Source organism: Niallia alba, assembly GCF_012933555.1.
Taxonomy (GTDB): Bacteria; Bacillota; Bacilli; order Bacillales; family Cytobacillaceae; genus Niallia; species Niallia alba.
Genome location: NZ_JABBPK010000001.1, coordinates 1,359,062 through 1,373,130, shown reverse-complemented (window position 1 = coordinate 1,373,130; position 14,069 = coordinate 1,359,062). Strand labels below are relative to the sequence as shown.

Below are 14,069 nucleotides of genomic sequence, written 5' to 3'. Positions count from 1 at the left end.
AAGCCTTTATAATGGGTTGGTGGTAGTAACCTATCCAAATCCAAAATAAAGGACTAACGCATGGATAAGTTTACACGAAAAACATCATTTGAACAATGGCTTTCACCTATTTCCAACAATTTGTTAGAGGAACAAGTGAAAAACTATCAATTAAATTACTATACGAAGAAGCTGCATATGACTTCCTTTTTGAAATTACTACTATATGCACAACTCCATGAAACGGAGAGTTTGCGTGCATTAAGTGATTGCGTGTTTTCAGAAGAATTACAAAACGCCACTCAACTTGATTCCATTAGTTTCTCTCAACTGGGTAGGCGATTAAATCTGGTTCCAACGGAGTTTTTCCAAACTATTTTTCTTGATTTAGTCAAGCAAATTCATCGGAAGACTGATTTTCAAGCGAGACGAAAAACGACAACACCTCTTAAAATTATTGATTCCAGTACATTACCATTAAACTTGAACAACCATAAGTGGGCAAAATTTCGAAAAACCAAATCTGGTGTGAAGCTCCATCTACGCCTCGTATTTATGGAAAAAGGTCATTCCTATCCAGATCAATCCGTGCTTACAAATGCCAACGAACATGACCGAGGCCAGCTTGAGATCCTGGTCGATGACAAAGAATGCATGTATGTGTTTGATCGTGGATACTTGGACTATGAACGATTCGATCGCATGACAGATGAAGGCTATTTCTTCGTCTCTCGACTGCGTAAAAATGCGGTTGTACGTAGCCTTGAAACACTCTCGTTACCAGAAGATTCTTCTGTGTTATCGGATGAGATGGTCGTCATTGGAACCACACAAAATCGATCGGAGAATGTTTTCCGTTTGATCAAAGTATGGGATACAAAAGGAAATGAGCTACACTTGTTAACGAATCGTTTTGATTTAAGTGCGGATGAAATCGCTGAACTTTACAAATCACGGTGGGCCATTGAACTGTTTTTCAAATGGATGAAACAGCATTTGAATATCAAAAAATTCTTTGGACAGAGTGAACAAGCTGTGCACAACCAAGTGTATATAGCGATGATCGTCTATTGCTTGAATGTACTGGCTCAACGGAACACGAAAAGTAAGCGATCGTACTTACAAATTAGTCGTTATTTGAAAGCAGCTTTATGGAAACCGGAACACATTTGGTTGAGAAAAATAGGGGGAAACACTGTCCCATAAGCCAATCACTGTCTCTATCACACTCGCCACAAGGTATAGTAAAAAAATGGATGTTTACTACCTATGTTTAATCATCTTTCTTTTTACTCAAAAGTAAGGATAATTAATAACGGAAAATTCCGTCAATGTTTATGCGACGCTAGTGAAGCGGTTTACTATTAGTTAACAATAACAAATAAAAAAAATCCATGCGTTAGCTATCTCATTTTCCCTTCTTTTTTTTATAGATCATTTGCGTTTCAGCTAATTTCTTCTGTTTTTCCACCAGTAAACTTTTATAGGTTAATTTAGGATTAATGCTTGCTTCATGATTATAGCGCTGTAAAGTTTTTAATGAGTTCGTCCGCATAATTTGATTTCTTAGCGTATAAAGAGAAATATCCACTTCTATTTTCTGTAAATTTTGAAAGGTGATTCTCACTTTGGACACTTCTATTTTTTTGGTATCGAGAATATGATGAAGAGAAATCCATGCGCAGTTGTTATTTCTAGGAGAGTGAGTTGGAAAAAAATAAATGGAATTAAAATCATCAATAACAATTGGCAGCTTGTGGTGATATGTCATTAATTTACGTGTCCCGTCTCTTCTCCCTTCATAGGAACTGCCCAGATAACCACATGTAGTTTTGACAATCATTAACGGGGTGAGTTTGCACAAGAATACCTTATCATGTTCATATACCTTTGAATAAATAGTACCGTTAGTTAAGATGTAAGGCAATACTGCGAGCGTGTAGTAATTAATACAATACTTATCTACTATTAAGTAATTTTCTTTCATCCATAAACCACTCCTTTTATTAGTAATTCTCCCTTATAATAGCACTTTTCACCTAATAAACTTAATTATTTATTTCATTTTTAAGAATATAGACATACTTTATAATCAAATTTCTAAATTTTTAAAAAACAAATTGATAATTATCAAATTTTCCCATATAATATTAAAAAGGCATCAGGAGGGAAAGACAATGAATGACAAGTCGTATACTGAGTTTACAAAGTTAAGTGCCCTTAAAAAAAACGCGGAAACTTATGTAAAAGACCTCTATATTGAAATGTTGCTTTCAGAAATTCAATTAAATAATGAAAAAGCAAGTTTGATGTCCTTGATCGATAAAGCCATTGATGAACAAGATAGAGAAAAGTTCAATGAACTAAGTATTAAATTCAACTTATTATGTAAGCGCTTTGGTACTTGATAATAATAGATTTACTTAAAATGTAAGGATGATTCAAAAAGCCTAATCACTTAGCTAGGATTACGCTCTTTGAATCATCCTTTTATCTTTTTGTATAGAATATTTTTAAAAATACAAAGAGCAACTTGAATATACATTGATTCTTGTAGAAATAGTGAAACCTTGTCTCACCATTCGCCGAAAGAACTCCAAAGTGTATTCAAGTTGCTATCAGATGAACAAACCAAAAGTAAAAACCGTTCCTTATTGCTTCTCATTTTGTAAACGAATGCTTTCCTCTTCCAGTTTACTAATTCTTTCTAGCATTGTCGGATGGCTATAGCGGAATATTTTTACTAATAATGGGGGATTCACCTCACTCAACCCTGTTTTCGCTAGCTTTTGAAAAGTAACAATACCAGCTTCCGGATTGTCTGTTAATTGGATTGCATAGTTATCCGCCCTTTTTTCCTCATATCTTGAAATTAAATTAGTTAATGGATTTACAGCAAAAAGTAACATGGAAATTAATAAAAGAACTAGAGGGAAAGACTGGATATCCTCTATTTTCGATATTTTAAGGGCTGGTCCCCATCTATTCACAATCCAGTGCATTAATTTATAAACAAAATACAAACCAAACAAGGAAAAGAATAAGGAAATACTAATTCCGATGTAAATATGTTTTTCTACATAGTGAGCCATTTCATGTGCCATTACAAACAAAATTTCCTCATTCTCTAATTCTTTTAAGCTTGTATCCCAAAGCACGATTCTTGCATTGCTTCCTATTCCTGTTACATAGGCATTTAATGCGCTCGTTTTATCCGACATATTCACTTCAAATACATGATCAGCTGGTATATTGGAGGCACTGGCCAGCTTCAATATCTCAGTCTCTAATTCTTTATCCTTTAAAGGCGTGAAATCATTATATAAAGGATCAATGACGACAGGCTGGATAAACGTAAGAAATAATGTAAACGGAATAGATAAAAACCATCCATAAAGCCACCATCTCTTTTGGCTCTTTCTCATTAGCCAATATAAGACTACGACAACAAGGTATACAATAACAAAATTCACCCAAAAATCAATTAATTGATCCTTCATCCAAGAAGGAAAGCTTTGGGTAGAAATATGATACGTTTTCGACAAAGAGTAACTGATATAACTAATGGGAAATGTAAGAATAAACGCTGTTATATTCAGCCAAAATAAATAAATTGCCGTTTGCAACGGCTTATGTTTCGCAGAAGTCTCTCCCCACTTTTTAAACACTTTGGAAAAACCAAATAACAAAATAAATAAGTAAAGAAGCCATTCAAACGGTGTAGATATAAAAAACAAAAAGTTCCTTACCCGCGAATATTCCTCACTTAATAGCAATTCTCTACTATTTAGAAAAGTACTCGGATCGGCTTGTGACCCCTGATATTCAAATGGTAAAGTTGGACTAGTGTATTGAAATAAATACCAATAAAAAAACAAGCCGTATAACACATAGGCAACTACTGCATAAAAACCAATTTTTCTAGTCATAATCTCCCTCCTGCCTGCCTAGTACAACCTATTATAATAAGTAGTCCCAAAAAGAGTTTTTTAGAACTAAAAGGAGATATTTTTGCTATTTATTTTACTTCTGTCCAGGCGTCTCAGCCGATACTATTTCCTTAGGGAAGCAAACTCCTCGTTATCATAGATCATTAGTCTGACAACAGTCGCATTAATTTAAAAAAACATATTCCCTGCTACACTTTACTTTAAAAGTGTGAGCGCAATGGAACGGACCCGCTTTTACTTTTAACTACAAAAAAGCATCCAAAATAATAAGATACCTACTATCATTTAAGATGCCTAAAAATTATTCTTCTATATGATCAATAAATTAATTGCAGAAAATCTTCTTTTGTTACATTTCCAAAATAATGCTTAATAGAAATGTCTTCTAATGCCTTTTCTAATTCAGAGCGGTCATAGCGGACACCAATCAATCGCTTTTCGATATCTTCTACATCGCCAACCCCAAAGAAGTCACCATAAATTTTGCAGTTTTTCACAATTCCTTTAACTACATCAAATCTTACATCAATTTGGCCAACTGGGAAACGATGAGAATGCTGTAAGTTAAATTTAGGGGATTTTCCGTAATTCCAATCCCAATTTTGGTATCTTTCTTTTGATAGTTGATGGATTTTCTCCCAATCTTCAGCTGTTAATACATATTCTTGAATATTCTCTTCCCCATCAAAAAGATAAATTAATAGCAAGCGGCGAAATTCTTCGACTGCTATTTTTTCTGGAAGAAACTCAGTGATATTTGCAACTCTGCTTCGTACTGATTTAATCCCTTTTGATTCGATCTTGTCTTTTTTCACTTTTAAGGCTGATACAATATGATCCATTTCAGAATCAAATAACAAGGTACCATGTGTAAACATTCTGCCTCTTGTAGAAAATTGGGCATTCCCTGAAATTTTTCTACCTTCTGCAAGCAGATCGTTACGTCCGCTTAATTCAGCATTTACTCCCATACTTTTAAGAGCTTGGACAACGGGTTCCGTGAATTTTCTAAAATTATGGAAGCTATCTCCGTCATCCTTTGTGATAAAGCTATAATTTAAATTACCTAGATCATGATAAACAGCACCGCCGCCAGACAATCTTCTAACAACATGTATACCTTTTGATTCAACATATTCAGTATTAATTTCTTCTATTGTATTTTGGTTTTTCCCAATAATGATAGAAGGTTCATTTATATAAAATAAAAGAAAAGTTTCATTTATGTCTAAATTTTTCAAAGCATATTCTTCTATTGCTAGATTAATGCGCGGATCTGTAATCCCTTTATTATCTATAAATAGCATAAAAAGACACCCCTTATAATTTTGTAGAATTATATCCAAATTTCCCGAATTTAATTGCCCTTTTATACTATAACGAAAAAACGGCAAATAATCACTTCATTTGTACTTTTTTCATAGAATTGGCAAAGTTTTTTTTGTAACAGCATTAAAAAAAGCTGCAACTAAGTAACTCCACCATTATCTATTGATAATAAGTTCAATAGATGTTCCTGTGAAGATACAAAGTTAGCAGCTTTCCGTTTATTCGACAGTTGCTTCTACTTTCGTATTTGTATAATAACGTTTGTACTTAAAGATAAAGTAAGCAGCTGTACCAGCAAAGAATATTAGTGGATAAATACCAAGAATCTCTGCATTATGCCACATAAATTCTAAATCACCTGTAGAGATAACAGCTTTTAATCCAGCTACAGAATAAGACATTGGCAATAGATTGTGGATATGCTGTAGCACATTTGGTATTAACTCTAACGGGAAAGTACCCGCACTTGTTGTTAATTGGAAAATCATGATGATGACGATAATAAACCGTCCAGGATTTCCAAATAAAGTAACAAAAAATTGGATAATCGAGAAAAATACTAAACTAGTTAGCACGGTAAATAGGATGAACAATGGTACACTTTGCACTTCCATACCTAAAATGACTAATAATACAAAGGAAGCAACAAGAGCCTGTAAGACACCCACACCGATTAAAATGATTGTTTTACTTAAGAACCAACGAATACCGCTCTTCGGCTGCTCTTCTGGTTCTGCAAAAGAGAACACAATAGAGAGCATTAATGCACCAACAAATAAGCCAAGAGAAATGAAATATGGTGCCAAACCAGTACCATAGTTTGGAACGTCTGATACCTTTTCTTGATCAACTAAGATTGGCTCAGCTATCATGTCATATGTTTTTTCATCTGAATGAATGGAACTTGCTTCCTCTGCTCCATCTGATAATTTGGAGGCAAGCTCTTTACTGCCATCAACTAAGGAAGAAGTTCCGTTCACCAATTCCTTTGAACCACTTTTTAGTAAATTAGTTCCATCTGATAAGGCAGTCGATCCTGATGCAAGTGTATTCATTCCGGATACCAGAGTATTAGCACCAGTAGCTAACTTAGAAGAACCGTCGACAGCTTTTGAGAACTCTGCAGCATACTTATTCATCCCAGCAACAAATTGTTCTTGACCAGCTACCTGCTGTTTTACCCCATTTTCTAATTGGCTGCTACCATCACTTAGCTGATTAACACCTGATTGCAGCTGTTTTTGTCCTTCATTTAAGTCCGTTAACCCATTAGATAAGCCCTCGCCACCTGCTGCCAGTTGGTCTGCAGCTTGACTCAAAGCTTTCGTATTTGTTGCAATCGACGAACTACCGTCCACTAAGCCTTGAAGTGCTGCTACTAGCTGTTGTTTGTTTTCTTCTGGTAATCCTTGCAACATTGGCATCATTGCATTAATTGTTTCCTGTAAGGTTTTAGCCCCTTCATTCAACTGATTTGCACCAACTGCTAACTGTTCAGATTTATCACTCCACTCAGTCAAATTTTGCGTTAACTTATTTGAACCTGATTGCAGTTGATCTGCTCCCTCTATTAAGGAAGGTAGATTTGTTTTAACTGTATTAATTCCATCTTTCGTTTGAGAAACGCCATCAAGGATCGCTTGATCTCCCCCTTGCAATTTCTGTGCAGCACTATTTAATTCTCCCTGTGCTGATTGTAATTGGGATAATCCTTGATTTAAATCACCTGCACCAGTAGCAAGCTCTTTCACTCCATCATTTGCACTATTTACACCATCAGAAAATTGTATAGACTTTTCAGCAAGCGTTTCTAGATTTTTATACACTTCTTCCGTGCCTGATTTAATTTTGTCTGTGCCTTCTTCTAAATCCTTTGCACCAGTACTTGCCGTTTTTAAGCCATCTGACATTTCTGTAATGTTTTCAAATATAGACTCCGCATAGGTTTCAGTCACTTCTTTACTAACACCTTGTTTTATTTTTTCTATCGCAGAATTCCCTATTTGAGAAGAAATAAAGTTATATCCTGGATTTGAAACATACTTCAAATCTAATTTTTGCGGATTATCTTCCAATAATGTTGTCGCATTTTCCGAAAATTCCTTGGGAATTTCAATCAGCATATAATACTTTTGTTTTTCTAAATCTTTATATGCCGTTTCTTTATCTACAAAAATAAAATTAAAATCTTCACTATCCTTTAAATTTTCCACTAAATCTTTTCCGATATCTAACGATTTACCATTCATCTCTGTCCCGGTATCTTCATTAACAACGGCAACAGGTAATTTATCTAAGTTTCCATACGGATCCCAGAAGGCCCATAAATAGATACCAGCATATAAAACTGGAATAAATACAATAGCAATGACAGAGATCAGCATCATTTTATTTTTAAAAATAGAGGACAGCTCTGCCTTTAATAAACTTTGTTTCATGTAATTTCCCTCCATTTTTAATAAAGTGAAACTTCCATCAGTGAGGCTTTTCCTTCCTCCCCACTGATGGTTAGTTGAACCAATCGGACCTTTGATCTCCCCCCCATCTTCCTCGTATTCTCAGAAGATTGAGGGGGGAGTCTTACTGTCCGTTAAGAGTGGGATAAATCATTTTATCCTTTACAATTTCCGATAACAATAAAGGACAAGCATCGAATTTATCTATCTTTTTCCTTTAGTAGCTTTTGGACGTACTTGCTAAACCATGAAAAAGATGTAATTCAAAGTTAGAAGCTATTTCCTCTGCAGTTAGGGGTGGGTGCTGTTTCTCCCACTCAAAAATTAACGCTAAATATACTTTAAAAATAATAAAGGAAGTTAACTCCGTATTCTGTGTTTTAATTTCTCCTTTATCAACAGCTTCTTGGACACGTATTTTCATGTAATTTAATATGGCATTTTCTAAATGACTAATTACTTCTTTCACTTCCAAAGTACCCATTTCGCGTTGCTCTTGGAAAAGCTTAACCGTAAGTTGGTGCTCTTTTCGGTATTCAATCATATTCATCAGTGCTCGATGCGCATTTTCCATAAATGTAGAGGAAGAATCAAATGATTCATCTGCTTTCTCCTTCATTTCCACAATCAAATCATTAATAATTTCAAAAAACAGTTCTTCCTTATTCTTAAAAAAGGTATAAATCGTTCCTTTTCCTACGTTTGCAATTTTAGCGACATGATCCATAGTAGTTGCTTTATAGCCAAACATAGAAAATGATTTTGTTGCCGCCTCTAAAATAAGCTTCCTACGATCAACAGCCAAATCTCCCACCTCTTTCTTAAGTTATCTTTTCATGTTGAAGAAAACATACACCAGTCTGCTTTGACGTTCTCCATTAATTAACTTTATTATGACTAATCTTTAGTCTAGGTTCGTTCCATCGCGCTTTTCAATAATGTCAAAAGGAACATGCTTTTTATGAAATCAGCCTTATTTTCCACCGAAACTGACTAAAATAACATTTCGGTCAGTTAGTACAAAAATGAATATATCACAGTGTTAAATCTGTTGCAACAAAAGAAACCAAGTGATTTTCGTAAAAATCACTTGGTTCCGTTTACAATATAATAATAACAAGAAAAAAATAATTTTGTCATTTACCCTTTAATAGGCGCAGCAATTTCTTTTAAAACAGCTGTTGCTAATGCATCAATAAATTCTGGCTGTGCATTCGGCATTTTTGGTCGATAATAACTTGCCCCAACTTCTTTCGTAACGACGAGGCATTCGTAATCATTGTCATATAAAACTTCTAAATGTTCAGCTACAAAGCCTACTGGAACATACACAAATGCTTTATATCCATACTTAGCATGTAAATCTCTTGTTAAATCCTGAACATCTGGACCAAGCCAAGGATCTGGTGTATTACCTGCACTTTGCCAGCCAAGATAATAAGTAGAAATTCCTGCTCCCTTTGCTATTAACTCTGCTGTTTCCTTTAATTGTTCCGGATAAGGATCTCCATATTGAAGAATTTTTTCTGGTAAGCTATGTGCAGATACAATTAAAGCTGCATTTTCTCTTTCATCCTGAGACATTTTTGCGTACGTCTCTTTTAATTGGTTGACCCAATAGTTAATAAACTTAGGCTCCTTATACCAGCTTTCCATACTATGAATCGTTAAGCCACCTAGTTTGTCTGCTTCTGCTTTCGCACGAGTATTATAAGCTTTAATACTGAAAGTAGAATAGTGAGGAGCTAAAACAATACTAAATGCCTCTTGAATTCCATCGTCATGCATCATCTTTACTGCATCTTCTACAAATGGTTCAATGTGTTTTAAACCTAAATACATTTTAAATTCAATATCAGCTTGAATCTCATTAAGATGCGCTTCTAATCCCTTTGCCTGTTCCAGCGTGATTTTTGCCAAAGGGGAAATGCCTCCGATTGCTTCATAGCGACTTTTTAAATCTTCAAGCATTTCATCTGTCGGCTTTCTTCCATGTCTAATATCTGTATAATATCTTTCAATATCTTCTTCCTTATATGGAGTTCCATACGCCATGACTAGAAGGCCCATTTTTTTGCGAGTCATTTTCATTACCTCTTTTCTTTCTATATATTTTATATCCTTCTAACTGTAGATATCCGTAAAAGTGATTTTTATTTACCAACAAGCTTACTTAATAAATCACCAGAATACTCATGAATAAAACCAGTCAATCTTTTCAACACAGCAGGATCTACATCCGGAAATACACCATGTCCTAAATTAAAGATAAAGCCTGGTTGTTCTATTCCCTGCTCAATGATTGTTTTCGCTCTTTCTTCAATAACACTCCATGGTGCAAGAAGCACAGCAGGATCTAGATTTCCTTGAACAGCTTTGGTTATCCCCATTTTTCTTGCTTTAGATATAGGTAATCTCCAATCTAGCCCAACAACATCAAGAGGAAGATCATTCCATTCAAGAGCCAAATGACTTGCCCCTACTCCATGCATAATGAAAGGTACATTTTCATTCGCTAACTCTGAAAAAATTCTTTTCATTACAGGCTTTATAAATAAGCGGTAGTCCTCCACATTTAATGCTCCCACCCATGAATCAAAAATTTGAATCGCACTTGCTCCTGCACTAATCTGTGCCTTCACGTAAGTAACAACCATATCACCAAGTTTTTCCATTAGAGCATACCAAGCTTCTGGTTTCGCATACATAAATGCTTTTGTTTTATGATAGTTTTTGGATGGTCCACCTTCAATCATGTAACTAGCAAGGGTAAAAGGAGCACCAGAAAAACCAATTAAAGGTACATTTAATTGCTCAGTTGTAAGGAGCTTAATTGTGTCAAGGACATATTTAATATCTTGTTCAGGATGTAACATACCAAGTCTTGAAACATCATCCATTGACTGAATAGGATTCTCTATCACTGGTCCAATTCCTGATTTTATTTCCACATCCACACCAATTGCCGGCAGTGGTGTCATAATATCTTTATATAATACCGCAGCATCTACATCATACTGATCAACAGGTAATTTTGTCACATAAGCACATAATTCTGGCTGATGTGTTATTTCAAATAAAGAATATTTCTCTTTAATTGCTCGGTACTCAGGCTGGGAACGGCCAGCTTGCCGCATATACCAAACTGGAACATAATCCGTCTGCTGTCCTTTTGCCGCTTTAATAAATGTATCTTTCACTTGTTTGCTCATCCTCTATAAGTCCACCTTTCAAAGGTATGTATTCCATTTATCTATAGTAATTTATACATTCCACTTATTTATAATCATTATTAAGTTATAATATTTATAAATAATATGCAAGTAAAAAGTTTTGTGGGGAGGATTTTTTATAAAAGAAACTACCTATCCCTCTTCTTATAGCCATACCATTACCAATAAAGTGAAACTTCCATCAGTGGGGGTTTTCCTTCCTCCCCCACTGATGGTTAGTTGAACCAATCGGACCTTTACGGACAGTTGATCTCCCACCTAGCTTCCTCGTATTCTCATAAGCTTACGGTTGAGTCTTACTGTCCGTTAAGAGTGGGCTAAAAAGGAATGTCCACATCTAGACACCCCACTCTCTCTTTACTTAATGTAAAAATATTCATTTTCCATATACATATATTTTAATAATATATCTTTTTCACTACCTTTGCATAGATAACTTATCACTTTGTCACAATTTAGACATTTTTACCCGAAAAAACCGAAGACCTTTACTCTAACAATTATACTGAAAGCACGCGAAAAAAATTTACTTTGTGAAAACCTATTTGAATAGGTTGTAGGTAAAAATAAGTTACAATGAAAGAGGTATGCTTATAATATTAATTTGTGAAATAAAACAATTTTTATTATAAGGATATACAAAATAGGTTATATAATTAGTTATGTAGAAGTTTAAGGGGATTTCATCGTAACCTTCCCCTTCTATTGTATGCTTAAAATCTTTGTTATATTGGAGGGAGATTATTGAATATCTATCTTACAAGCGGAACCTATGATTATTTAAGGAAAAAATACGAGAGTGAATTTTCTAAAGAAACATTATTGTTAATGCAAGATGAAACTAGCGATCGGGCGATACTGCTTCATGAAAGCCAAACCCCTTCTTTATTTCAAGAACCAAGAAGCTATGATATTTTATTCAGCGATGGAGTGTTAGAAAACAAAGGTTTTATTACAATGAATCACATTCCAGTAAATGAAGAGAATAAACCTATTTTCGAACATAATATGCTCCATTACTTTACTTCTCACCCGAACAGAACAATGACGGCTATTCGATTTCTTCGCCCTAGAAAGGGAGACACTTATATTCTCTTTTGCCTATGGGAAGAAAAAGCTAGTTATATTAAGTGGAAGCAACAGCCAGAAAATGCTAATGCGCCAATTGGCAAAAACAGTGAAAAGAGCTGGAATTCTTCCCAACACTCTATCTTTAATGGAAAACCCTACTTTGTCCAATTAACTATTCCTGAAGAAGTGGAGTCATAAAATGAAATTTCCATCAGTGGCGGTTCTTCTTCATCCCCCACTGGTGGTTAGTTGAATCATTCGGACCTTTACGGACAGTTGATCTCCCGCCTCTCTTCCTCAAATGCTCTTAAGCTTACTGCCAAAGTCTTACTGTCCGTTAAGTGTGGAATAAAAAAATCCTTGTAGCCTATGAACAAATGACTACCTTGTTTTAATAATGCCATTTCTATTCGCATACACAGCTGCTTGTGTTCGGTCGGCTACTCCTAATTTTGATAAGATATTGCTAACATGAGTCTTCACTGTTTTTATCCCTATGTAAAGTTCTTCACTAATTGCTTGATTTGTCATCCCCTCACCAATACACATTAGTACTTCAAATTCTCTTTCCGTTAACTCATCATGAGGTTTTCGTTCTGTTGCTCGCAATTTTTTCACCATTACGTTAGCAACTTTCGGTTCAATCACTGCTTCCCCACTATATGCTTTATTAATGGCATGAACAACTTCAGAAGCGCTTGCCGTTTTTAATAGATAGCTAAAAGCACCTGCCTCTATTGCCGGAATTACTTGTGCCTCATCATAAAAGCTAGTGATAATGATAACTTTGCAGCTAGGATAATCCATTAAAATAGCCTTTGTTGCTTCCATTCCATTGCCATTTTCCATTAATAAATCCATTAGCACAATATCTGGTTTTTCCTTTAACACAAGCTGAACTGCTACCTTGCCATTATTTGCTTCTCCCACGATTTGCATATTAGACTCTGTCATTAAATAAGAAATGATTCCTTTTCGCACCATTTCATGATCATCTACTACTACCACTTTAATCATTTCTCCCACCCCTTTATCGGAACTCTAATATCGATATATGTGCCTTCACCAATTTTCGAACGAATTTCCATCACACCACCAATTTCCTCACATCGTTCTCTCATTGTTTTTAATCCATATGATGCAATCCTCTCTATAGTTGGATCAAAGCCTTTGCCGTTATCACTTATATGTAGAGAAGCATATTCTCCACGTTCTTCCAAAATGATTCTTACTTTATCTGCATGAGAATGACGAAGCACATTTGACAAAGCTTCTTGAACAATTCGAAATAAATGTTCTTGTCCAGCTGTAGATAAGCCTTCTATTTCATCAATACTTGCAGAAAAATGAAGCGTTGTTTTTCCTTTCAGCTCTTGAATAAGTTTAATAATGCCATCGCACAGTGTATCATTGCTTAATTCAATAGGTCTTAAATGAAGTAATAACGCTCGCATTTCTCCTTGAGCTTTTCCAGCAATCGAAACAATTTCCTTTAACTGTTGTTTCGCTAATATGGGATCACTATCAAAAATTTTATAAGCAGCAGAAGACATCATATTTAAAGCAAATAATTGTTGACTAACTACATCATGCAAATCCCTTGCCAGTCGTTGTCTTTCTTCTATTACTGCAGCATTGTGCGCTGTTTGACCTAGTGTTGTTTTTTCATTTGCTAATCTCTGCAGAGAATGCACTTGCTCTTGTTGATAATCAGCAAGTTGATTAAGTTCTTCTTTTAAATCATACACATACTCATTTGTTGCAAGCTGCATTTTTTGCGGTACTTTCCCTCTCCTTAAAGAGGATGTAAACCAAAATACTTCATCTAACTGTTTCTTTAGCGTGCTGTTCCATTTAAAAGCAAAATAAAAACCGATCATTGTTGTGAGGAAAAACCAGATTACAGCTAAAACAAAACTTCCTATCGTCGACATTACATAATATGGAAATGTGTACATACTTATAAATAACAACAATGAACTAATTAAACTTGTTAACACTACATTTCGGTAATACCCGTAGCGGCTATTTGTCTGTTTCATGTTTCCCCC

General features: G+C 35.0%; 12 protein-coding genes. 3 read left to right on the top strand and 9 right to left on the bottom strand.

Annotated elements, in window-relative coordinates:
• Nucleotides 1-60: 60 nt before the first annotated feature.
• A complete protein-coding gene (locus HHU08_RS06790) occupies nt 61-1,185 on the top strand; it encodes an IS4 family transposase (protein ID WP_016205491.1) in 1,125 nt (374 codons plus the stop codon).
• Nucleotides 1,186-1,387: 202 nt separating this feature from the next.
• Here HHU08_RS06790 and HHU08_RS06785 read toward each other — a convergent pair whose 3' ends face one another.
• On the bottom strand, nt 1,388-1,966 hold the full coding sequence (locus HHU08_RS06785; protein WP_169188086.1) for a competence protein ComK: 579 nt from the start codon (nt 1,964-1,966) through the stop codon (nt 1,388-1,390).
• 190 nt (nt 1,967-2,156) lie between these two features.
• Between HHU08_RS06785 and HHU08_RS06780 the strand changes: the two genes are divergently transcribed.
• Nucleotides 2,157-2,387: an IDEAL domain-containing protein gene (locus HHU08_RS06780; RefSeq protein ID WP_016202015.1), complete on the top strand. Its 231-nt coding sequence runs from the start codon at nt 2,157-2,159 to the stop codon at nt 2,385-2,387.
• Nucleotides 2,388-2,630: 243 nt separating this feature from the next.
• Here HHU08_RS06780 and HHU08_RS06775 read toward each other — a convergent pair whose 3' ends face one another.
• The 6 genes from HHU08_RS06775 to hemE form a co-directional block, all read right to left on the bottom strand.
• On the bottom strand, nt 2,631-3,908 hold the full coding sequence (locus HHU08_RS06775; RefSeq protein ID WP_101730353.1) for a M48 family metallopeptidase: 1,278 nt from the start codon (nt 3,906-3,908) through the stop codon (nt 2,631-2,633).
• Between the two features lie 338 nt (nt 3,909-4,246).
• A complete protein-coding gene (locus HHU08_RS06770; protein ID WP_169188085.1) occupies nt 4,247-5,236 on the bottom strand; it encodes a lipoate--protein ligase in 990 nt (329 codons plus the stop codon).
• Nucleotides 5,237-5,476: 240 nt separating this feature from the next.
• Nucleotides 5,477-7,696, bottom strand: a complete 2,220-nt coding sequence (locus tag HHU08_RS06765) for a YhgE/Pip domain-containing protein (protein WP_016202012.1) — start codon at nt 7,694-7,696, stop codon at nt 5,477-5,479.
• Nucleotides 7,697-7,931: 235 nt separating this feature from the next.
• Entirely contained in the window at nt 7,932-8,519 is a 588-nt protein-coding gene (locus HHU08_RS06760) for a TetR/AcrR family transcriptional regulator (RefSeq protein WP_016202011.1), read from the bottom strand.
• A gap of 335 nt (nt 8,520-8,854) precedes the next feature.
• Nucleotides 8,855-9,799, bottom strand: a complete 945-nt coding sequence (gene hemH / locus HHU08_RS06755) for a ferrochelatase (RefSeq protein ID WP_016202010.1) — start codon at nt 9,797-9,799, stop codon at nt 8,855-8,857.
• Between the two features lie 68 nt (nt 9,800-9,867).
• A complete protein-coding gene (gene hemE, locus HHU08_RS06750; RefSeq protein WP_169188084.1) occupies nt 9,868-10,926 on the bottom strand; it encodes a uroporphyrinogen decarboxylase in 1,059 nt (352 codons plus the stop codon).
• A 765-nt stretch (nt 10,927-11,691) separates the two neighbouring features.
• Between hemE and HHU08_RS06745 the strand changes: the two genes are divergently transcribed.
• Nucleotides 11,692-12,216 (top strand): hypothetical protein, encoded by a 525-nt coding sequence (locus tag HHU08_RS06745; protein ID WP_016202008.1) that lies wholly within the window; start codon nt 11,692-11,694, stop codon nt 12,214-12,216.
• Nucleotides 12,217-12,399: 183 nt separating this feature from the next.
• On the opposite strand, the gene HHU08_RS06740 is transcribed toward HHU08_RS06745, so the two are convergent.
• Nucleotides 12,400-13,035: a response regulator gene (locus HHU08_RS06740; protein ID WP_169188083.1), complete on the bottom strand. Its 636-nt coding sequence runs from the start codon at nt 13,033-13,035 to the stop codon at nt 12,400-12,402.
• The gene (locus HHU08_RS06735) at nt 13,032-14,060 is read right to left on the bottom strand and encodes a sensor histidine kinase (protein WP_016202006.1); all 1,029 of its coding nucleotides are present in this window, start codon (nt 14,058-14,060) and stop codon (nt 13,032-13,034) included. Before HHU08_RS06735 ends, HHU08_RS06740 begins: the two co-directional genes overlap by 4 nt.
• Nucleotides 14,061-14,069 lie beyond the last annotated feature (9 nt).

What these genes read in the sequence shown, in the direction of transcription:
- HHU08_RS06790 (WP_016205491.1), top strand. Translation starts at nt 61, where the DNA reads ATGGATAAGTTTACACGAAAAACATCATTTGAACAATGGCTTTCACCT.
- HHU08_RS06785 (WP_169188086.1), bottom strand. Translation starts at nt 1,966, where the DNA reads ATGAAAGAAAATTACTTAATAGTAGATAAGTATTGTATTAATTACTAC.
- HHU08_RS06780 (WP_016202015.1), top strand. Translation starts at nt 2,157, where the DNA reads ATGAATGACAAGTCGTATACTGAGTTTACAAAGTTAAGTGCCCTTAAA.
- HHU08_RS06775 (WP_101730353.1), bottom strand. Translation starts at nt 3,908, where the DNA reads ATGACTAGAAAAATTGGTTTTTATGCAGTAGTTGCCTATGTGTTATAC.
- HHU08_RS06770 (WP_169188085.1), bottom strand. Translation starts at nt 5,236, where the DNA reads ATGCTATTTATAGATAATAAAGGGATTACAGATCCGCGCATTAATCTA.
- HHU08_RS06765 (WP_016202012.1), bottom strand. Translation starts at nt 7,696, where the DNA reads ATGAAACAAAGTTTATTAAAGGCAGAGCTGTCCTCTATTTTTAAAAAT.
- hemH (WP_016202010.1), bottom strand. Translation starts at nt 9,799, where the DNA reads ATGACTCGCAAAAAAATGGGCCTTCTAGTCATGGCGTATGGAACTCCA.
- hemE (WP_169188084.1), bottom strand. Translation starts at nt 10,926, where the DNA reads ATGAGCAAACAAGTGAAAGATACATTTATTAAAGCGGCAAAAGGACAG.
- HHU08_RS06740 (WP_169188083.1), bottom strand. Translation starts at nt 13,035, where the DNA reads ATGATTAAAGTGGTAGTAGTAGATGATCATGAAATGGTGCGAAAAGGA.
- HHU08_RS06735 (WP_016202006.1), bottom strand. Translation starts at nt 14,060, where the DNA reads ATGAAACAGACAAATAGCCGCTACGGGTATTACCGAAATGTAGTGTTA.